At 44.0% G+C, this 20,386-nt stretch carries 19 protein-coding genes and 2 pseudogenes; 8 read left to right on the top strand and 13 right to left on the bottom strand.

Annotated features, from left to right (window positions below):
* Positions 1 to 312 precede the first annotated feature (312 nt).
* The 3 genes and pseudogenes from NSTCB13_RS00655 (at position 313) to NSTCB13_RS00645 (ending at position 4,552) form a co-directional block, all read left to right on the top strand.
* Positions 313 to 3,504, top strand: a complete 3,192-nt coding sequence (locus NSTCB13_RS00655) for an nSTAND1 domain-containing NTPase (RefSeq protein WP_448271045.1) — start codon at positions 313 to 315, stop codon at positions 3,502 to 3,504.
* A 288-nt stretch (positions 3,505 to 3,792) separates the two neighbouring features.
* Positions 3,793 to 4,265 (top strand): annotated as a pseudogene (locus tag NSTCB13_RS00650) (hypothetical protein).
* A gap of 149 nt (positions 4,266 to 4,414) precedes the next feature.
* Positions 4,415 to 4,552, top strand: coding sequence for a hypothetical protein (locus NSTCB13_RS00645; protein WP_448271043.1), 138 nt, complete (start codon positions 4,415 to 4,417; stop codon positions 4,550 to 4,552).
* Between the two features lie 81 nt (positions 4,553 to 4,633).
* On the opposite strand, the gene NSTCB13_RS00640 is transcribed toward NSTCB13_RS00645, so the two are convergent.
* Complete coding sequence (locus NSTCB13_RS00640; protein ID WP_322668253.1) at positions 4,634 to 5,011, bottom strand: CU044_2847 family protein; 378 nt, start codon at positions 5,009 to 5,011, stop codon at positions 4,634 to 4,636.
* A gap of 67 nt (positions 5,012 to 5,078) precedes the next feature.
* Here NSTCB13_RS00640 and NSTCB13_RS00635 point away from each other — a divergent pair, with 67 nt between their 5' ends.
* The 4 genes from NSTCB13_RS00635 (at position 5,079) to NSTCB13_RS00620 (ending at position 11,644) form a co-directional block, all read left to right on the top strand.
* A complete protein-coding gene (locus NSTCB13_RS00635; RefSeq protein WP_448271041.1) occupies positions 5,079 to 9,281 on the top strand; it encodes an nSTAND1 domain-containing NTPase in 4,203 nt (1,400 codons plus the stop codon).
* Positions 9,282 to 9,327: 46 nt separating this feature from the next.
* Complete coding sequence (locus tag NSTCB13_RS00630; protein WP_448271040.1) at positions 9,328 to 9,489, top strand: hypothetical protein; 162 nt, start codon at positions 9,328 to 9,330, stop codon at positions 9,487 to 9,489.
* Between the two features lie 168 nt (positions 9,490 to 9,657).
* Positions 9,658 to 10,062, top strand: a complete 405-nt coding sequence (locus NSTCB13_RS00625; protein ID WP_448271038.1) for a DUF4112 domain-containing protein — start codon at positions 9,658 to 9,660, stop codon at positions 10,060 to 10,062.
* A 376-nt stretch (positions 10,063 to 10,438) separates the two neighbouring features.
* Positions 10,439 to 11,644 carry a glutathione S-transferase family protein gene (locus NSTCB13_RS00620; RefSeq protein ID WP_448271036.1) on the top strand — a complete coding sequence of 402 codons (1,206 nt, stop codon included), beginning with the start codon at positions 10,439 to 10,441 and terminating at the stop codon, positions 11,642 to 11,644.
* A 4-nt stretch (positions 11,645 to 11,648) separates the two neighbouring features.
* Here NSTCB13_RS00620 and NSTCB13_RS00615 read toward each other — a convergent pair.
* The 4 genes and pseudogenes from NSTCB13_RS00615 to cutA all read right to left on the bottom strand — a co-directional run.
* A pseudogene (locus NSTCB13_RS00615) lies at positions 11,649 to 11,771 on the bottom strand (methylthioribulose 1-phosphate dehydratase); the annotation flags it as partial.
* An 82-nt stretch (positions 11,772 to 11,853) separates the two neighbouring features.
* Complete coding sequence (locus NSTCB13_RS00610; protein WP_448271034.1) at positions 11,854 to 12,483, bottom strand: HAD-IB family phosphatase; 630 nt, start codon at positions 12,481 to 12,483, stop codon at positions 11,854 to 11,856.
* A 142-nt stretch (positions 12,484 to 12,625) separates the two neighbouring features.
* The gene (locus tag NSTCB13_RS00605; RefSeq protein ID WP_445630055.1) at positions 12,626 to 13,180 is read right to left on the bottom strand and encodes a 1,2-dihydroxy-3-keto-5-methylthiopentene dioxygenase; all 555 of its coding nucleotides are present in this window, start codon (positions 13,178 to 13,180) and stop codon (positions 12,626 to 12,628) included.
* 199 nt (positions 13,181 to 13,379) lie between these two features.
* Positions 13,380 to 13,694 carry a divalent-cation tolerance protein CutA gene (gene cutA / locus NSTCB13_RS00600; RefSeq protein ID WP_445630056.1) on the bottom strand — a complete coding sequence of 105 codons (315 nt, stop codon included), beginning with the start codon at positions 13,692 to 13,694 and terminating at the stop codon, positions 13,380 to 13,382.
* A 153-nt stretch (positions 13,695 to 13,847) separates the two neighbouring features.
* Between cutA and NSTCB13_RS00595 the strand changes: the two genes are divergently transcribed.
* Positions 13,848 to 13,958: a hypothetical protein gene (locus tag NSTCB13_RS00595; protein WP_448270321.1), complete on the top strand. Its 111-nt coding sequence runs from the start codon at positions 13,848 to 13,850 to the stop codon at positions 13,956 to 13,958.
* A 260-nt stretch (positions 13,959 to 14,218) separates the two neighbouring features.
* On the opposite strand, the gene NSTCB13_RS00590 is transcribed toward NSTCB13_RS00595, so the two are convergent.
* From NSTCB13_RS00590 to NSTCB13_RS00555, 8 genes are all read right to left on the bottom strand, one after another.
* On the bottom strand, positions 14,219 to 15,223 hold the full coding sequence (locus NSTCB13_RS00590; RefSeq protein WP_448271032.1) for an aldo/keto reductase: 1,005 nt from the start codon (positions 15,221 to 15,223) through the stop codon (positions 14,219 to 14,221).
* A gap of 259 nt (positions 15,224 to 15,482) precedes the next feature.
* On the bottom strand, positions 15,483 to 16,754 hold the full coding sequence (locus NSTCB13_RS00585; protein ID WP_448271031.1) for an MFS transporter: 1,272 nt from the start codon (positions 16,752 to 16,754) through the stop codon (positions 15,483 to 15,485).
* Positions 16,755 to 16,889: 135 nt separating this feature from the next.
* Positions 16,890 to 17,954 (bottom strand): aliphatic sulfonate ABC transporter substrate-binding protein, encoded by a 1,065-nt coding sequence (locus tag NSTCB13_RS00580; RefSeq protein WP_448271029.1) that lies wholly within the window; start codon positions 17,952 to 17,954, stop codon positions 16,890 to 16,892.
* A gap of 150 nt (positions 17,955 to 18,104) precedes the next feature.
* Positions 18,105 to 18,323 carry a TauD/TfdA dioxygenase family protein gene (locus tag NSTCB13_RS00575; RefSeq protein ID WP_448271027.1) on the bottom strand — a complete coding sequence of 73 codons (219 nt, stop codon included), beginning with the start codon at positions 18,321 to 18,323 and terminating at the stop codon, positions 18,105 to 18,107.
* A gap of 71 nt (positions 18,324 to 18,394) precedes the next feature.
* Complete coding sequence (locus NSTCB13_RS00570) at positions 18,395 to 18,634, bottom strand: hypothetical protein (protein ID WP_448271025.1); 240 nt, start codon at positions 18,632 to 18,634, stop codon at positions 18,395 to 18,397.
* Between the two features lie 127 nt (positions 18,635 to 18,761).
* Positions 18,762 to 19,235 carry a TauD/TfdA dioxygenase family protein gene (locus NSTCB13_RS00565; RefSeq protein WP_448271023.1) on the bottom strand — a complete coding sequence of 158 codons (474 nt, stop codon included), beginning with the start codon at positions 19,233 to 19,235 and terminating at the stop codon, positions 18,762 to 18,764.
* Between the two features lie 38 nt (positions 19,236 to 19,273).
* Entirely contained in the window at positions 19,274 to 19,414 is a 141-nt protein-coding gene (locus NSTCB13_RS00560) for a hypothetical protein (RefSeq protein ID WP_448271021.1), read from the bottom strand.
* A gap of 290 nt (positions 19,415 to 19,704) precedes the next feature.
* Entirely contained in the window at positions 19,705 to 19,851 is a 147-nt protein-coding gene (locus tag NSTCB13_RS00555; RefSeq protein WP_448271019.1) for a hypothetical protein, read from the bottom strand.
* Positions 19,852 to 20,386 lie beyond the last annotated feature (535 nt).

Here is a 20,386-nt window from a genome sequence, read left to right as displayed (position 1 = left end):
GGTAAGGGTTAAAGGTTTTTTCTTTTCCTTTTCCCTTTAACCGAGAAGTATTACATTGGTGTCAACTTCAGCTGAAATTTTCTAACTAGTCGTAGCCCGCCCTTAGACATTGCTGCCGTAATTACTACTGAACTACAACGTATAGAGCTTATCCCAGTCACTAAGACTTTAATATTGTGCTTTTACTGCCTGTTACTCAACTGCTACTTGAACTTGAAATCTAGAGTTTTTAACTCAAGTGGGTAAATAACTCGTTAATTTGGGTATTTTAAAGCACAGAGGTAATTTTCTCAATAGTTTTAACAAAACAAGATGACACAATACGCCCTTGTAGTTGAAATTGCTCACAATGACAACAGTTTCGGCAGCCTGACTAAACCTATTGATGATGCAGAGACTGTGGTTAACACAGAAAAATTTTTGCTGGTGGTAGATGAGTTTGAGAAAGTATTTACAGTTTGTATAGATAAGGAAGAACGGCAGAGATTTATTGAACTACTGACTGGGGTAGTAGAAATTCATGATTCGCGGTTAGCTGTTGTAATTACTATGCGAGGTGATTTTCTTCAATCCTGTTTAGATAATCCTTCTCTGACTCACCTGATTCAAACCCCAGTAGTTGTTATACCGCCTTTAACTGGAGTTGATTTCAAGGAGACAATCGCCAAACCTGCCCAGCTTCAGGTTCATAGTGTTGAAGAAGCAGGAGCATTAAAAATTCTCCAAAATCTTCAACAAGAACCAGGGAGTTTGCCATTGTTAGAGTTTGCCTTAACTAAACTCTGGGAGAAACGCAAGCAAAAGAAATATCAACTTACCCAAGAAGAGTATGAGAACTTGGGAGGATTAACTGCGGTGTTAAATCTCTATGCAGAAAATGTTTATCACTACCAAGATTATCAGAAAGAATATCCAACTCAAGAACGCACTCAGCAAGAAAAGGAATGGATTAAGCAGATTTTTCTGCGGTTAGTGGGAACGGGAGAGGGAGGAAAGGATACCCGACAGCGCCAACCAAAAGCCACATTATTAAATATTGCAGGTGATGATGCCAATCAACAGCAACAACTTAGTGAGTTGCTAGATGGTGAAACAGGATTGGTTAAGGGACGCTTATTAGTTTCTGAGAAAGATGAAAAAGGAGAAGTCTGGATTAATTTAGCTCATGAAGCTTTAATTGAAAGTTGGCAGCAGTTTGCCCAGTGGCGACAACAAGACCGAGACTTGCGACCGTTGAGCGAGTCATTAGAAAATACCCGACGGGAATGGTTGAACGAAAGGCCGGATGACAAATATTTAATCCAAAAGGGATTGCTGGCCCAAGTGAGAGATAGCTGGCAACAATTGCAGGCCGATTTGCAATCACCCCAACAAGATGAGGATTTTTACCAGCGTAGCGATGCCGACGACAAAGACCGGATTGCCGAGATGGAAAGGGCGCTTACTGAATCCCAGTTGCGAGAAAAAGCGGCTAGAGTAGACGATTTATTGCCCTTACAACCCCTAGATAGTCTAGTTTTGGCAATTCAAGCTATGGGGGAAAATCAAGAGAAACTACCCCAGCAGATTCTTGCATCAGTTCAGAACAGTTTGAATCGGGTAGTGAATAAAGCAAGAGTCTTGATTCCCTTCTGTGGTCATGAAGGTAATGTCTCTTCTGTCGCTATCAGCGCTGATGGGCAGACGATTGTCAGTGGCGGTGAAGACGGTACTGTACTGTTGTGGAATTACCAAGGTCTTTCCTTAGCTGAACCTTTGCGTGGTCATCAGGGTAATGTCTCTTCTGTCGCCATCAGTGCCGATGGGCAGACGATTGTCAGTGGCGGTGCTGACGGTACTGTACGGTTGTGGAATTACCAAGGTCTTGCCTTAGCTGAACCTTTGCGTGGTCATCGGGGTAATGTCTCTTCTGTCGCTATTAGCGCCGATGGGCAGACGATTGTCAGTGGCGGTGAAGACGGCACTGTACGGTTGTGGAATTACCAAGGTCTTCCCTTGGCTGAACCTTTGCGTGGTCATCGGGGTAATGTCTCTTCTGTCGCCATCAGTGCCGATGGGCAGACGATTGTCAGTGGCGGTGCTGACGGCACTGTGCGAGTGTGTAACCGCCAAGGACTTCCCTTAGCTAAACCATTGCGTGGGGATAAAAATGATGTCTCTTCTGTCGCCATCAGTGCCGATGGGCAGACGATTGCCAGTGGTGGTGCCGATGGAATGGTGCGGTTGTGGAATTACCAAGGTCTTCTCTTGGCTGAACCTTTGTATGGTCATGAGGGGAATGTGAGGTCTGTAGCCATCAGCGCCAATGGACAGACGATTGTCAGTGGCGGTGCTGATAGTACGGTACGGTTGTGGAATCGCCAAGGTCTTTCCTTAGCTGAACCTTTGCGTGGTCATGAGGGGAATGTGAGGTCTGTGGCCATCAGCACCGATGGGCAGACGATTGTCAGTGGCAGTGATGGCTGCACTGTGAGGTTATGGAATCGCCAAGGTATTGCCTTAGCTGAACCTTTGCGCGGTCATGAAGGCAATGTTAGGTCTGTCGCTATCAGCACTCATCGTCAAACCATTGTTAGTGGTAGTACTGACGGCACGGTGCGGTTTTGGAACCACCAAGGTCTTCCCTCAGCGAAACCTTTGCGCGGTCATAAGGGTTGGGTTTATTCTGTTGCCATTAGCATCGATGGTCAGACGATTGTCAGTGGCGGTACTGACGGTACGGTGCAGTTGTGGAATCACCAAGGTCTTGCCTTAACTGAACCTTTGCGCGGTCATCAGGGTTGGGTCTATTCTGTCGCCATTAGCACCGATGGTCAGACGATTGTTAGCGGTGGTAGTGACGGTACGGTGCGTTTGTGGAACCTGCAAGGTCTTGCCTTAGCTGAACCTTTGTATGGTCATCAGGGTTATGTCAATTCTGTCGCCATCAGTGCCGATGGGCAGACGATTGTTAGTGGCGGTGATGACGGCACTGTGCGGTTGTGGAATCGTCAGGGTCTTGCCTTAGCTGAACCTTTGCACGGTCATCAGGGTTTTGTCAATTCTGTTGCCATTAGCGCTGATGGGCAAACGATTATTAGTGGTGGTACTGATGGCGCTGTGCGGTTGTGGAATCTGCAAGGTCTTCCCTTGGCTGAACCTTTGCACGGTCATAAAGGCTGGGTTTATTCTGTCGCCATTAGCGCCGATGGGCAAACGATTGTTAGTGGTGGTGATGACGGCACTGTGCGGTTGTGGAACCTGCAAGGTCTTCCCTTGGCTGAACCTTTGCGCGGTCATGAGGGTTGGGTTTATTCTGTCGCCATTAGCACCGATGGGCAAACGATTGTTAGCGGCGGTGAAGATGGCACTGTGCGGTTGTGGCGCGGTGACTGGCGTGCATGGTTGCAAGTTTGTTGTGACAGGTTACGTTACCATCCCGTCTTCACCAATCCGCAAACAGAGGAAGCAAAAGCCGCTTGTGAAACCTGCCAAAAATATGTTTGGAGTAAAGTCAGCGGGTAACAACACAGTATTACTGTGCTTCTAAGAAGGTTTGTATTAAACTCAATTGCAAACGGCTATCAAGCAACACATCCTTGGGTAAAGACGCGATAAATCGCGTCTCTACAAGTGGTCTATTTGTCGCATTCTTTTTTCAAATTGGTATAAATTATGGTGAGCTAAAGGCTTAGGCGTAACCCGCACTTTGACAAAGCTCACCTTTTGTCTTTGGAATTTTTATTGGTGTTATTGAAATTATGATATATTTAAGCACTTTAAAACTAAACAAAATACTGTAGACTAATTTCTATGTCCACAGCCCCAATTAGTGCAACACTAGCGCAATCAGATAGAGATGCTGTGTTGCAAGCGATCGCTACAATTAAAGAAAAGCTACCATTTTTGATTGATTTAAGTAACGAGGAGCGGAAAGCTTTACCCAAGATGGGAGATAAAAGCCGCGCTTTTGTAAGCATTGCATTAGAAGTGGCGACACAGAACCCAGAGTTTTTACCGCGATCGTTTGACCTTAATGAGATGCGAAAGACGTACAATTATTTGAAGCTTTGTATCCAGTAGTGCTGTCTTTGTCACAATTACAAGAGTTGCTGGACGATACATCTATAGCAGTGGGTAGTGAAGCTTATGCAGCCGCGTTGCAGGTGTATAACTATGCTAAAGCTAGTGGACAAGGCGCTGGTTTAAATGGAGTAGTTGAGGAAATGGGGCAAAGGTTCGCCCGTAAATCTCGGAAATCCAAGCCTCAAGCCGCAGCGTTGTAGAAAATAGCTCGGCGATCGCACTTCTAAGGTGCAATGTTGAGGCTAAGAACTCGGATGTTGGAGTAAAGTGCTCGGTGTTCCGAGTTCTGAACTCGAAGTTTCAACCTCAAAACATGGAAGTTCGAGATAAGAACACGAAATTTGAAGCTATGAACAGCAACGTCGGAGATCCAAAGGTGAATAATGGTGAGTGGAGGGCAATTGCTCTCTCTTTTAACTCGGAACTTCGTGCTTTGAACTGCAACAGCCGAGATTCAAAGGTCAATGATGGTGAATCAAAGGCGTAGACGTAGCCCATCAAAAACATCGCTTTCATAAATTCATAGCAGAGTTGAAGGTACAAAGCTTATCCTTGGCAAAGCAAAACCTTAAGTGCTGGAATTTTGCTTATTTTCAGGAAACTTACACTTCACCTCAATTTCAAAATTACTCTCCGCCGAACCTTCAGTTACGAAGGGGATACCAGTTTTTCCGCCTATCTTCAAGCCAAACTTCAGAGTCACCTCTTCGACTTCAGCAGCACCTAAATTTTTAAAAGCGCCAATGGCATATTTGGTATAAGCTCGAATTTGATGGTGAACTTCCTCAATCTTGACAAATGCCTCTTCCCGAAAACCGTAGGATTCTTTCTCCTCATCAACTTCCGGTGTGACAACTTCTGGTATATTTGGCGTTTCCTTTGACTCGAACAGAATGGTATAGATTTCCCCGTCTTCTTCAAAGACTAAACGTTCTATGTTCGACATCAAGCCCTCAGATTTTAGGTGTATTTAAGTTATCTTATTCTGTAACAGACAACTTAAATACGTATAGATGGCTCGTTACGCGCTTGTAGTTGGCATTACAGATTATACAAATCAGCTTTCTAATCTCACAAAACCAGTTACGGATGCCGAAGCAGTCGCGCAGGTACTAAAAGCGCATGGTGATTTTGAGGATATCGTTGTTCTCAAAGGGAAAGTTAGTACAACTAAGTTGGCTGAAGCTTTAAAAACACTTTTGCAACAACAAGCAGTTAAAAACGAAGCGCTAATTTACTTTACAGGGCATGGCATCACTGTATCTGACAGCTTAGGAACACTACAAGCATATCTAGCAACCTCTGACTTGACAATTGTCACTCAAGGCAATCAGATTATTGAGCAAACAGGCGGGATTAGTCTTTTAAGTCTCAACAATTTAATTAGAGACTCCGACTTGAGTAGTCTAGTAGTGCTGTTAGATTGCTGTCATAGCGGTGAATTTTTAGAACGCAATCTCATCGAGAAAACTCTGACTGCCTTTATTTCACAGCGCGATTACTACTTTATTGCTGCTTGTAGAGGTTTTCAACAAGCTTATGCCAAAAAAAGCGAACAACACAGTATTTTTACAACAGCTTTGCTAGCTGGTTTGTCACCAGACAACACTAACGATCGCGGACAGGTGACAGGCGATCGCCTCTTCGATATACTTGCCACACAACTCAAAGGTAGTGGACAAGAACCAATCCGTATGGGTTGGGGGCGTTCCATTACTCTAATTAACCACAACATTCAAACCCAAGCTCAAACCTTTGAGGTAAAAGATGAATGTCCTTACCAAGGTTTAAAAGCTTTTGAAGCGGAACAAAAACAGTTTTTCTTTGGGCGCAAGCAGGTTGTAAGGAAGATTCTGGGGAAACTGGCACAAAATCCCTTTGTTCCAATTATTGGCGCTTCCGGGAGCGGTAAATCTTCTGTAGTTCAAGCGGGTTTAATTCCAGAATTAGATCGTAGAGTCTGGCAAATTTTACCGCCAATCAAGCCAGGATTTCAGCCGTTGCAGGAATTGAGAGCAGTTCTGAAAGCATTTTTTCCAGGGGCGAGAAAAGAAAAATTGCTTTGGGAGTTGATTACTAATGAAGCGAATCCTTTACCTGTAATTCTGGAGCATCTCACAGGTGCAAAAAAATTTTTATTGCTAGTAGACCAGTTTGAGGAATTATTTACTGTCTCGGTTGCTGAAGAAAAGCAGAGATTTATTGAATTGCTGACTCAGGTAGTAGAGATGATCGATTCGCGGTTGTCAGTTGTGATTACCATACGATCGGATTTTCTCGAACCATGTTCAGATTATCCCTCTTTAAATAAATTGATTGAAAATCAGCTTGTTTTGATGCCGCGTATAACTGGAGTTGATTTAAAAGAGACAATAACCGAACCTGCTAAACTTCAAGGTCATAGTGTTGAAGAAGGACTATTACTGAAAATTTTAGAAGATGTTGGTAAAGAACCGGGATACTTGCCGTTGATGGAGTTTGCTTTAACTAGACTCTGGGAAAAACGCGACCAACAAAAGCATAAACTCACCTTAGAACAGTATGAAAACTTCCAAGGATTGACAGGGGCGCTAAATTTTCATGCAGAAAATGTTTATCTTTACGAAGATTATCAGCAGGATTCCCCGACTCAAGAACGAAATGAACAGGAGAAGGACTGGATTCAACAAATTTTCCTGCGATTAGTGCGAACGGGAGAGGGAGAAAAGGATACCCGACAGCGCCAACCAAAAGCTGAACTGTTAGCCATTGCTGGTAATGACCAAGAACAGCAGGAAGCATTAAGTGAATTGCTAGATGAAGGATTAGTGAAAGGACGTTTGCTAGTAGCTGGGAAAGATGAACAAGCAAAAGCTTGGATTGATTTAGCCCATGAAGCCTTAATTGAGGGTTGGCAGAGGTTTCAAGAGTGGCGACAACAAGACCGAGATTTGCGGCGGTTGAGCGATCGGTTAGCAGATGCTTTACGCGAGTGGGTGAACAAAGGGGAGAATGAAAAATACTTAATGCAGGGGGGATTGCTGGCAGAGGTGCGGGAAAATTGGGAACAGCTAAAATTTTTATCATCACCTCAAGCCAAAAATTTTTATCAATGCAGTGATGCTTATGAACAACACCAAATTGCTACATTAGAAAAGGCACTTACTGAATCACGATTGCGAGAAAAAGCCGCCAGGATAGAGAATTTATTGCCTTTCCAACCCTTAGACAGTTTAGTTTTGGCAATTCAAACAATTGGTGAGAATCAAGAGAAATTACCCCAGCAGATTCTTGCACCAGTTCAGAAAAGTTTGATTCAGGTGATGAATAAAGTAAGAGTCTCCATTCCTTTCCGTGGTCATGAGAATGTTGTCTGGTCTGTCGCCATCAGCGCCGATGGGCAGACGATTGTCAGTAGTGGTCGTGACGGCACAGTGCAGTTGTGGAACAGCCAAGGTCTTCTCTTAGCTGAACCATTGCGTGGTCATAAGGATTATGTCTATTCTGTCGCCATTAGCGCTGATGGACAGACGATTGTCAGTGGCGGTACTGACCGCACAGTTCGGTTGTGGAACCGCCAAGGTCTTCCCTTAGCTGAACCATTCTGTGGTCATAAGGATTATGTCTATTCTGTCGCCATTAGCGCTGATGGGCAGACGATTGTCAGTGGCGGTACTGACGGCACAGTAAGGTTATGGAATCGCCAAGGTCTTGCCTTAGCTGAACCATTGCATGGTCATGAGGGTTATGTCAATTGTGTCGCTATTAGCGCCAATGGGCAGACGATTGTCAGTGGCGGTCGTGACGACACAGTGCAGTTGTGGAACCGCCAAGGTCTTGCCTTAGCTGAACCATTGCATGGTCATGAGGGTTATGTCAATTGTGTCGCTATTAGCGCCGATGGACAGACGATTGTCAGTGGCAGTGATGACCGCACAGTAAGGTTATGGAATCGCCAAGGTCTTGCCTTAGCTGAACCATTCCGTGGTCATGAGGGTGTTGTTAATTCTGTCGCCATTAGCGCTGATGGGCAGACGATTGTCAGTGGCGGTCGTGACGACACAGTGCAGTTGTGGAACCGCCAAGGTCTTGCCTTAGCTGAACCATTGCATGGTCATGAGGGTTATGTCAATTGTGTCGCTATTAGCGCTGATGGACAGACGATTGTCAGTGGCAGTGATGACCGCACAGTAAAGTTATGGAATCTCCAAGGTCTTTCCTTAGCTGAACCATTCCGTGGTCATGAGGGTGAAGTCATTTCTATCGCCATCAGCGCCGATGGGCAGACGATTGTCAGTGGTAGCGATGACGGCACAGTACGGTTGTGGAACCGCCAAGGTCTTCCCTTAGCTGAACCATTGCGTGGTCATGAAAATTTTGTCAATTCTGTCGCTATTAGTGGCGATGGGCAGACGATTGTCAGTGGTGATGGTAACGGCACAATGCGGTTGTGGAATTTTCAAGGTCTTCCCCTTCCCTTAGCTGAACCATTGCGTGGTTATGAGGATTATGTCAATTCTGTCGCTATTAGTGGCGATGGGCAGACGATTGTCAGTGGCGGTCGTGACGGCACGGTGCGGTTGTGGAATTTTCAAGGTCTTCCCCTTCCCTTAGCTGAACCATTGCGTGGTCATGAGGATTATGTCAATTCTGTCGCCATCAGCTGCAATGGGCAGACGATTGTCAGTGGTGGTGGTAACGGCACGGTGCGGTTGTGGAACCTCCAAGGTTTTCCCTTAACTGAACCATTGCGTGGTCATGAGGGTGATGTCTCTGCTGTCGCCATCAGCGACGATGGGCAGACGATTGTCAGTGGCGGTGATGACGGCACAGTGCGGTTGTGGAACCGCCAAGGTCTTCCCTTAGCTGAACCATTGCGTGGTCATGAAAATTTTGTCTCTTCTGTCGCTATTAGTGGTGATGGGCAGACGATTGTCAGTGGCAGTGGTGACGGCACAGTTCGGTTGTGGAACCGCCAAGGTCTTCCCTTAGCTGAACCATTGCGTGGTCATGAAAATTTTGTCAATTCTGTGGCCATCAGTGCCGATGGGCAGACGATTGCCAGTGGCGGTAAAGACGGCACAGTGCGATTGTGGCGGGGTGGTTGGCGTGCATGGTTGCAAGTCTGTTGCGACAGGTTGCGTTATCATCCCATCTTCACCAATCCGCAAACCGAGGAAGCAAAAGCCGCCTGCGAAGTCTGCCAAAAATATGTTTGGAGTAAAGTCAGCGGGTAAAAACACGGCATTGCTGTGCCTCTAAGAAGGTCTGTACTCGATTCAATTGCAAACGGCTATCAAAGCAGTAAGTGTCGGTTTGCGCTGGCAGGAACTTGCTGCTTACCTGCAACCACAAATACACGAACACGCGATCGCCTTCCTGGATTTGCAATATATCTATGCATTGGTACGGGGGGTAAAGATGACTAGGCGGCAGAGATGTTAGAGAGTATGCAAACTCATAAAGAAAACGTGTTATATCATGTCTGGCTAATTAGTCATAATGCTTTTTTGGGCAGTATTCAGGATTTTTATTCATACTTGTTATTTCTAACGGTACAAGACAAAGAACTAAAAATGGTGCAATTTAAAAGTAGTGTAAATATGGTCAATTATGGACGCTGCTAAACGCCTTGCTACTCTAAATCGCATCCGCAAACTCAGCCGTCTGATGGATACATCAATACGTATCCCTTTGACAGGTTTTCGCATTGGCATAGACCCAATCATTGGTCTAGTTCCAGGTGCTGGTGATTTAATCAGTACAGCGTTTTCAGCTTACATTATATTTTTAGCTACTCAGTTTGGCATCCCGCGTCAAGACTTAATCAAAATGATTTTTAATGTAGGTTTGGAAACAGTCGTTGGTACTGTGCCTTTAGTGGGTGATTTGTTTGATGCTTTCTATAAGTCCAACATTCGGAATTTGGCAATTTTAGAGCAACATTTGACAGTAGTTGAACCAGAACTAAAAAAAGTGTCTGATGAACTTTACTCTCAAAAATTCAGCCAAATTTAAGTAGGAAAAGAGCGTAATTTATGGCCATAGGCATTGCCATTGCACATTCACTATGTATTTTCTAGTACATTACTAGCCAGTTGTAGTGAAGCGATGACCAAGCGCTGTGGGTTAACTGCTGAGTTCTTCTACAGCGTAGGGTCAACAACTGGCGATTTGCGTCTGTTCTGTTGATATCTTATTTAAAGGGCAATTCAAAGACAAGTTATGCCAAATTGCCAAAACCTTTGAAGGCGGTATCGTCACTTCAACTTTTTCTTAAAGAAGAGTGGAAAGAATTGATGGGCGAACCTATCGGTTAAATTCAGCCTTGGTGTAATTGAAAATATTGTAGAGTATAGAATTGTCCTAAGTATTGCTCTACGCAACTCCCCCTATGACTACCGCACCCTTAAGCTGGGAAGAACTAGAAACCCTCACGGACTATCAAATAGATACCGTTAATGGTCCCACCAACGCTAGAGCTAGGTTGCGCTTGTTTGGTCAGCCGGAATCTGATGTGCGGGTAACGCTGTACCGCGATAACCATGCTTGGTGTCCTTACTGTCAAAAAGTTTGGTTATGGCTAGAGGAAAAACAGATCCCCTACCGCATCGAAAAAGTGACAATGTTCTGCTATGGGGAGAAAGAAAGTTGGTACAAACGTAAGGTACCATCAGGAATGCTCCCCGCGATCGAGCTAGATGGACGGGTTATTAAGGAAAGCGATGACATTTTGATCGCTTTGGAAAAGATATTTGCTCCATTGAACCAAGGGATGGAAGACCGCACGGTGCTTCCTCTACGTCAATTAGAACGACTTTTATTTAGAGCCTGGTGCGTTTGGCTATGCTCTAGAACCGATTCCTCTCAACAAGAACAACGCAACCGAGAACAATTTATCGGAGTGGTGGCTAGGGTAGAGGAGGCTCTGGGTAGCACCCCAAGCCCTTACTTTTTAGATAGCTTCGGCATCGTCGATGTCATTTTTACGCCATATCTCGAACGAATGAATGCGAGCCTTTATTACTACAAGGGCTACTCACTGCGGGAGGAAAACCCTCGTTTGAGTGCATGGTTTGCGGCAATGGAAAGCCGACCGACTTACTGCGGTACTCAGAGCGACTTTCACACCCACGCACATGATTTGCCGCCCCAGATGGGAGGCTGTTGGGAAAACGGCGAAACCCAGATGCTTCTCAATAAAGCGCGGGTGGATAACGGCCCCTGGTTTGGACTACCAGATGTTACTTATCCAGAGCCGGAGAACTCCCGGATGGAAGCTCTTAAACGAACTATTGACCACCGCATCAATATTATCCGAGTCAACCCCTTAGATGATAAATTGTTCGATCTAGCGCTACGTTGTGCTTTAACACACATGATGACAGGGGAAGACTGTATACCTCCATCGGGATCTGATGTCGCTCTCCGATATTTGCGCGATCGCATTAATGTACCACGAGACATGTCTATCTACGCAGCCAAGCGATTGAGAGAATCCCTAGAAAAAACCGCAGCCCTTGCGGGTGATGGGCAGCCAGCCCCCATTCCCACTAAGCATCGACGAGATCAAGACCCCTCTAACTTTGCCATCAAGTAGAATTTCAGATATTTATGCCTAAACGAATGGCAGCAACCATGTAGCGAAAGATGTAGTCTAATAACTCAATATAATTACAAGCAGCTTCAAGAGAACAAGCCCAAACTGTCAAACCATGATCTCGAATGCAGTTCCTACCATCCAACCTTGTTGGTAAAAAGACCGAGCAGTGGCAATTAGTTGCAAACGAGGATCTGCTATTGTTCGGTTTAACTCCATGATTTTGCTAAATAATCGCGGATTTGGAAAAAATCATTCCAAGGAATATAAGGTTTTTGGTGTTCATCTAAATATTGTGCTAAAGGAGAGCGTGCAAAGACAACAGAAGCTTGCAATCCCATATTTAAGTCGGTGATGGAGTCACCAATCGCGATCTTTTCATCGGCTGGGTACCGATCCATAACTTGCACTTTAGCGATCAGTTCTGTATCTCCTTCGTATTCAGAATTTACTTTTAAATAAGTACTGCTAATATCGACATCTACAGCATAAATTCTCTCTATTCTATGCACTATCCCATCCAAAACGACCTCTACCATTCCCCGTAGTCCCCCAGAAATTACTATTAATGAAACTCCCTGAAACTCCAAAAAATCCAACAATTCTATAAACCCAGGACGTATTAATTGAGGTTTAGTAAATTCCAGAATTTCTGGATAACTTGCAGATGGAATTGATTGCAGAATTTCCTTGACTCCCTCTCGCAGTGTCAGCCTTTTGGCATACATTTCAGGCAGTAGTTTTGCAGAAATTACTGGTGCAAACTTTTTTAGAACCGCGACAAAAGTTTCGTCAACTGTAATAGTGCCATCAAAGTCACAAAAAACAATCCGCTTCATACTAATTTGTAATTTGTAATGTTTGATAATTTAGAATTGAGCGAAGAAAGATAGAAGGCAGAAAATATATTTTTGTCCTCTGCGGAATGGGTTTAAAGTCCCTAAATTTATTTATGGGGATTACTTTCTGCCTTCTGCCTTTTCAACTCAGCAGGGGTTGGCGGGTGCGAATTTCTTTGCCTGTATATTGGGGTATCCAACCTTCTGTGGTGATGAAATAGCGTACTGCTTTCACTCGCTTTGCTGGGGTAAGATAAAACCAATGTTCGGTTCCGGCTGGAATGTTGATATATTCTTCTGGTTGTACTGTCAGTTCTACTTGACTACCATCAGAACGTACAAAGCCAAAAATCGCTTCTCCATCAATGATGTAGCGGACTTCATCATCTGCATGGGTATGAATTTGGTCAAACTTTGCCATTGACTCATCAAGGTTAGGAATCCCTTGATGAAGGACAATCAAATCACGAGATTTATAACCGGCTGTCTGTTGTAGTTGCTCAAAGTAACTATCTATTGCTTTGAGTACTTGTTCTTTTTCATCTTCGTTGAGACTATCCTGTGCCAACAAATGTTGAAGTTGAGGGTTATCTCCTCCCGTCTGACGATTAATTTGAATATTCAGAGGGGCTAATTCCTGAGCAATGTGAATTAAATCGGTGTAGAGAGTTCCATTTTCTAGTTTGAGAATTGCCATTTTTGACCTCCAGTAAAATAGTTAGAATAAGCTTGTTGAGGCATAAGGGACTTCCAACTAAAAAAATATCCTATCGCTGTGTAAGTAGAGGAGAAGGCTTGCCGTGAGCGACTCGTGCCGACTTGTGCCGAGCAAAGTCGAGGTAGCAAAACTGAGGTAAGCCAACGGAAGCAGGGGAAGAAATGGTATTAGGTAATTTCTATTGTGAGCGTGGTGAAACTTCTGCATTCAACCAATTGACAAAACCCTGATTAATTGCTGTCGGAGAAATTTCGGCGATAAAATTAGTATAAGTAATATGCTCATGAATAAGTTTTTCGATTTCTAAAGCATAACCATCTTGAGTTTTGATAATTAAAATAACTTCTGGTTCTTCAGTAATGTCTCCTTGCCAACTATAAGCACAAGTAATCGGGAACCAATTGACACAAACTGCTAACTTACATTCTAGTAATGCCCGACCAATTTGACGCGCTTCATCTGTATTATTTAAAGTTACATAGTAGATTTTCATAAAAGTTTCCGACTTAGAATTAGAGTGAAAAAACACACCTTAATCCCTTCAATTGATAAAGCTGCTATTTTAGCGAGAATTAAGCGAGAAAATTTCCATTGAATTGAGATTGATGCTGATTATAGAATGTGTCCATAATTACTACAACAGCAAATTGTTACAGATATTAAATCTGGGTTAATTCCTTTTTATATTACTGCTACTGTGGGGACAACCTCATCTCATGCCATAGATCCATTTACAGAAATAAATGCGATCGCTTGAGCGTAATAGTATCCCAGACCACTATTACCCCTTGTGGCGATCGCCGTTTTACTCGCTTTAATTGGTCTTTGCATCATCTTCAGCCTGTAAACTGAAAACCTATGTCAATACAAGCGCAGCAGTAACAAGTTCGCGATGGTGGGGTACTTTGACCGCGATCGTCACCAAATCAACACCTGAATATGCTTACCCTGACTGAACAAGACGGAAAAACGACGCAGCACATCGCAATCCAAGGGTCGATCGAGTACTTAGTTGCTCTATGGGCGATTTCCAGAAGGGTACTCATGCCCTAAAATGGGATGGGGTGTGTAAGGTTCTTCTAGGAATTCGCGCTCTCGATCGGAGAGTTCTAAATCCACCGCCTCGACAGCCTCTTTGAGATGTTCGATCTTGCTAGCGCCTATTATGGGAGATGTTACACCTGGTTGATGTAATAGCCAAGCTAGGGCAATTTGTGTGGGTTTAACTTCTCGTTTTGTAGCTAATTCAACTACGCGCTCAACTATTTGAAAATCTGAATCTTGATAATAGAGTTTGTGAGCGAATTCGTCAGTTTTTGCACGTAGTGTTTGCCCATAGTCTGACTTACTGCGATTCCCTGACAAAAAGCCCCGCGCCAAGGGACTCCAAGGAATAATACCAATCCCTTGATCTTGGGCTAGAGGTATGACTTCTCGTTCTTCTTCTCGATAGACTAAGTTGTAGTGATTTTGAATTGATACAAAGCGAGTCCAGCCGTGAATGTCTGCTGTATAAAGGGCTTTAGCAAACTGCCATGCGTAAACACTAGAAATCCCCAGGTAACGGACTTTACCTGCTTTCACAAGATCGTGAAGTGCTTCTAGGGTTTCTTTGATTGGTGTCTCATAGTCCCAACGGTGAATTTGGTATAAGTCTACATAATCAGTCTGTAGTCGCCGCAAAGAAGCATCAATGCTATCAAAAATATGTTTGCGAGATAGTCCTCGATCGTTTGGGCCATCGCCGACTTTACCATGTACTTTGGTAGCAATAACAACCTGATCTCTGTTTGCAAAGTCTTTGAGCGCTCGCCCGACAATTTCTTCACTGGCGCCCAAGGAATACACATCGGCGGTATCAAAGAAGTTAATCCCCAATTCCAAAGCCAGTTTTATAAATGGGCGACTTTCTTCTTCTTCTAATACCCATTGGCGCAATTTACGGGAGCCATAAGTCATCGTGCCGAGGGTGACACGCGATACTTTGAGTCCAGTTTTGCCAAGATTTACATATTTGATCATACTGTCTGCTCTACTTTTGTTGGGATACTTAATAACGTTGTGACATTTCTACAGGCAGCTGGGAGGTGCAATTAACTTCATCGGTGCGTCCTCAAGCTAATTTTTAATGAATTACTAGAATGTTGTTACCAAAGGCTTTGCACTTTTCTCGTACACTCGATCTGCCTAAAGGATTGCAAAGCTATGAGCATTACTTTACAACAGCTAGGACTTAAATACTATATACCAATCGAGTTACCGGAGTTAATGATTATAAAATTTAAGAATCAATCCAACGGCTCACTGCTGGCAATTGTGCACAGAACCATAGCGCACCTAAGATATTTAGACTGCCACAGACGATCAAGGCATTAGTCGCACCAAAATTCTGTGCCAAAGTTCCAGCTAACAGATTCCCAAAGGGCATCATACCCACCATTGCTAGGGCATAAAAACTCATCACCCGTCCCCGCTTATCCTCGGCAACTAGGGTTTGGATAATCATATTACTACTGGTAATCAGAAGGATAGAAAAGCAGCCTGTAAACACCAGTATGATTATGGATAATCCAACTTGACGCGATAGTGAGAAGGAAATCAAACTTATCCCAATCAAGACTTGAGCGGCTACAATCAAACGCTCTAAGCCTGCAATCCCTCGCCTAACACTCAGATATAAACAAGCAAACAACGAGCCAATGGGCGCTGAGGTGCTGAGGTGAGCCATTGTAGTTGCATCCCCATTTAAAATCTTAGCTGCGAAGATGGGCATGAGCGCGACATGAGACATCCCGACTAAACCTTGTAACGCCAGTATTAATAAAATTGCTCTAATCGGCTGGAACTTGGAGACATATTCAAAGCCCTCCCGCAATTTCTGTAAAGTATCGCTAAGGCTCGTTAGGATCTGCGTAGGTCGGACTTTCAGCCGCATTGCTAGCAGGGTAAAGATAGCAGGAATATAGCTGAGGGTATCGTAGAGAAAACAATATTTCACCCCTAGCGTCGCAATCAAAATCCCGCCCATAGCTGGCCCCAATACCAGCGAGGAACTTAACATCACTGAATTCAAAGCGATCGCATTACTCCAATCGGCGCGATCGTCTACGGTTTCGGTGACGATTGTATGGCGCACGGGCATATCTAATCCCTTGAGCAAACCATTGAGAACACTCAATACCAATAGGATGGGAAACGTAATCCAATTCCTAAAGGTAAGAATTGTCAAAGCTAGAGAAACGCTAATTCCCAATATCTGCACCACCATTAATAAGTCACGACGGCTCCAGCGATCGGACAATACGCCAGAAAAGGGAATCACTAATAACGTCGGTAAAAATTGTACAAAGCCTGCAACTCCCAACAACCAAGCCGATTGAGTCAAATCGTATACCAGCCAAGGAATAGTTAACTGCTGGGTCATAAATGTCCCAGACATTGATAGTAACTGTCCTCCAAAAAACAGGCGAAAATTACGCCAGCGAAAGGCGGGTAAATATTGGTAAATGATATTACTTACGCGATCGCCTAGTTGTTTATTCCAAATTTTCATTAGCGCAATTATTACGATGTTATCCTAAATCTTAGAATATCTAATATTTAGTTTCGCTAATAATTATAGGATAATGCGTAGTTTACCGCCGTAGGCATCGCGTCTGGTTTTGTAGCAAGCTTGCTGATTCAAAGATTAAGCCTTATTCCTAACGGCATCCGGTGTAATTGCTGCATACTGTTGGGCGCTTAGAGTTGCTCCTCGAATATCGACTAGTTTCGGCACGACTTTCAGTTGATATAGGAGATCTGCAATCTTTTGTTGAGCATTAATCACTTCCTCGGTGATCGGTCTCATATCATACTTTCTTCTTGCCAGCGTTAACTCCATAGTATCCACGTCAGTCTTAACCTTTGGGGCAAGGATTTCGGCAGCTGCACGCCTATTTTTATTTGCCCACTGCCCAATCTCATAGTACTCTGACAAAATTGCTTTCAACAGGTCAGCGTTATTAGTGGCAAAATCTCGTGAAGCCAAGTAATAACTCCCTGGTGTTTTAATTCCTTGGGCGTTTCGTAAGACTCGAATAGTGCCTTCTTGTTGCAGCTTGATCAGACTAGGATCGCCTTCTACAAAAGCATCAACCGTCTTGTTCAAAAACGCTGCTCTTCCATCTGCAATGGCTAGATTCACTGATTCAAAATCACTGATTTTTAGCCCTATCTCTTCAAACGCTTTCACTACAAAAAAGGTCTGAGCCGTTCCTCTAGAATAAGCAACTTTTTTACCTTTAAGATCTGCCAATGTTTTGATTGGAGAATCCTTTAGCACAACAATTGCTGAACCTTCTCCAGTCCCAGGCGGCGTATTAACTAGATAAATCAAATTAGTACCAGCTGCCTGAGCAAAAATAGGTGGTGTTTCACCGGTTGGCCCCATATCAATACTACCCACATTTAAGGCTTCCAATAATGGTGGCCCGGACACAAATTGAGACCAAGTAACACCTATTCCTTGAGGAGCTAAACGTTTTTCAATTACGCCTTTTTCATGTGTTAGATCCCCAGAAACTTGGTAGCCAAGCCGAACAACTTTAGTACTGCTACTGCTCTTAATACTAGTGTTACTGGCAATGCTATTGCCGATACTGGTCTTGGTTGTACCACAACTGGCTAAAGTCGTAAAAGAAACTAATCCATAGAAGGTGTAGAGTAAATCACGTCTAGATATCGAATATTTGCCAATTTGCACTTTTCTCATAATTACTCACCTAACTTTGATGTTGATAGCTTTAGGTAAAAATTTAGGCACTGTTGTACTAGGTTTTCTCCCTTTTTTCTCTAAGAGAAAAGGGAGAAAATGCTTTGTCTTTGTATCTGAAATCATCTACAAATGTGAGCTAGCTGAACTTTAGAACGGACGGCTACCCCGAAGGCTGACCCGTTTCAGAACACGGGTTGCATTGGCATCAAATTCAGGACGGTAGTGAGACGTTGCCTGATTATCCCAATAAAGCAGGTCGCCCTTGCTCCACTGGTGCCGATAGGCAAACTGGGGTTGCTTAATATGCTCTTGCAACCGTGCAATTAGTTTTGCTCCTTTTATATGGTCATAATCGAGAATATTCACATCGCTGAATGTATTTAAAAAAGGCTCTGCCTCTTGTCAAGAAGATCGGAGGCAGAGCCTCCCAGAATCGGTTAAGAGCCTCTAATACCATTTTGGATTTTAGATTTTAGACTTCGGCTCCTTTCGACTTCGCCGTAGTTGAATCTCGACTTACTTCGACTACGCTCAGTACAAGTCGCTCGATTACCGCGCAGCGATGCACTGAGCGCAGTCGAAGTGTCGAAACTCAAGGCAAGTCGCTCAGTCGAACGATTTTGGATTGTGAAACATCCATTGGATAAATGTTTCAGTTTTCCATCTGTCGCAATCATTTTTCACGCTTGGTATAAGCTCTTAATCAGTCAGAGCAAGGCTGTATCTTAACAAGCGTGCCATTCGGTTCAGAGTACTTTTAAATTTACTCAGCACTGCTTTGAAAAAAGCTAACAGGACTCAGGTTTACGAAAGCACTGGTTGTGGTTCCTTAGACTCAGCTTTCTGCTTGAAGACAGTTGGTACTTCTGCGTTGAACACCTCACCTTGAACCACTTGGGAGCGGAAACCATCAACTCCAACTGGAACATCACCAGTAATAGTGGTGCGATATAACAGACGCTCCACATCCAAATGATCTAAATCTTGAGGAGCTAAATGCACAGTGGCGCGGTTATCCCAGAACGCGATATCACCATTGTTCCAACGGAAACGGGTGGTGTAGGCAGGCTTGGTGATTTGGTTGAAGAACAACTCAAGTAACAGTTTGCTCTCTTGTGGTGACACGTCAATAATGTGCGAGGTGAAGCCAGGGTTCACGAACAACGCACGTTCGCCAGTCTCAGGATGAACCCTGACTACTGGGTGGATTGAGACTAGTGGATTGACAGCAATGCGCTCGTCGAATTTGCCGTTGCGGGGCTGATACCCGCCCCCCATTAAAGCGATGTTCAGCTTTCAATGTGTCTGCTAGTGCCCTAAGGGGTGCTGACAGTCCCCTCATAAGCCGCAACTAGATTACTCCACTGAGTGTCACCACCGAAGCTGGGGACATTAACCGCGCGTAAAATTGACCCCTGCTGGTGGATTAATAGCTGCCCGTTACGTCTGTGTGCCAAGGACCACCAGTGCGAAAACCGTACTGCTTCTCATAGAGCTTACGATCTACGGGTTTGATCTGTGGGGAATCCTGGTACTGGTTCAGGCTCTCCGAGTGGATGTGCGAAAGTTACTTCACCGAAACGAGATGTAAACTCAACCTGGGCAGCATGATCTATGTTCTGACCCACGAAAGAACACAACTTTCCATTTCAATAATGCTTTACGGATTTCTTGAACTTGCTCGTCAGAAAGAGGACGGGAAAGGTCTACGCTACCGATTTCGGCACCGATGAAACCAGCAACTTGTTTAACTTCTATATGTTTGTAGCCCATGTAGATTCTCCAGAGTTTGATCTGTAGGGTGGTGTTCACACTCGCCTGTTTCTTTTGGAATTTTGCCAATATGCGATCGCAACATTCCTGTGCTGGCAGTAGAACTGAAAATATTATACATTATTCCGATAGATTTACCGTAGTATGCAATGCTATTTAACAATTTCCTGTATTTTTGCAGCTAGATTCGGAATTGAGACACTGATACCCTTCTTTACGAGAGGCTCTTGCTAGCTTGCTTAAGGGACTTCCAGTAAATAAATTATCCCATTTCATTCCTATCAATACGACTTTCTCTCCCTCTGCAAGAAGTGCCTTCTAAGCGACGGAATATTTTTTTAATTGGAAGTCCCTAAGAGGAGGGGTACGGCAAAGCTACTTCGGCTGCGCGGTAGTTGAATCTCGACTTACTTCGACTACGCGGTAGTTGAATCTCGACTTCGCTCGATTACCGCGCAGTCGAAACTCAGTACAAATCGCTCGATTACCGCGCAGTCGAAACTCAGTACAAGTCAGTGACCATCGTATACATCGCTGGTATTCTCACGAGCAATTACTTCTATTTATCGTTTTGAAAAAAAAGAATATTTGCTTCTATCGACAGTAAACCTTAATTTTAAAGTATCAAGCCAAACACATACTGAATTAACTAAACA

The sequence above is a fragment of the Nostoc sp. DSM 114160 genome, from assembly GCF_053470305.1.
The sequence above is the reverse complement of the archived record's forward strand: the minus strand, read 5'-3'. Positions and strand labels throughout refer to the sequence as shown.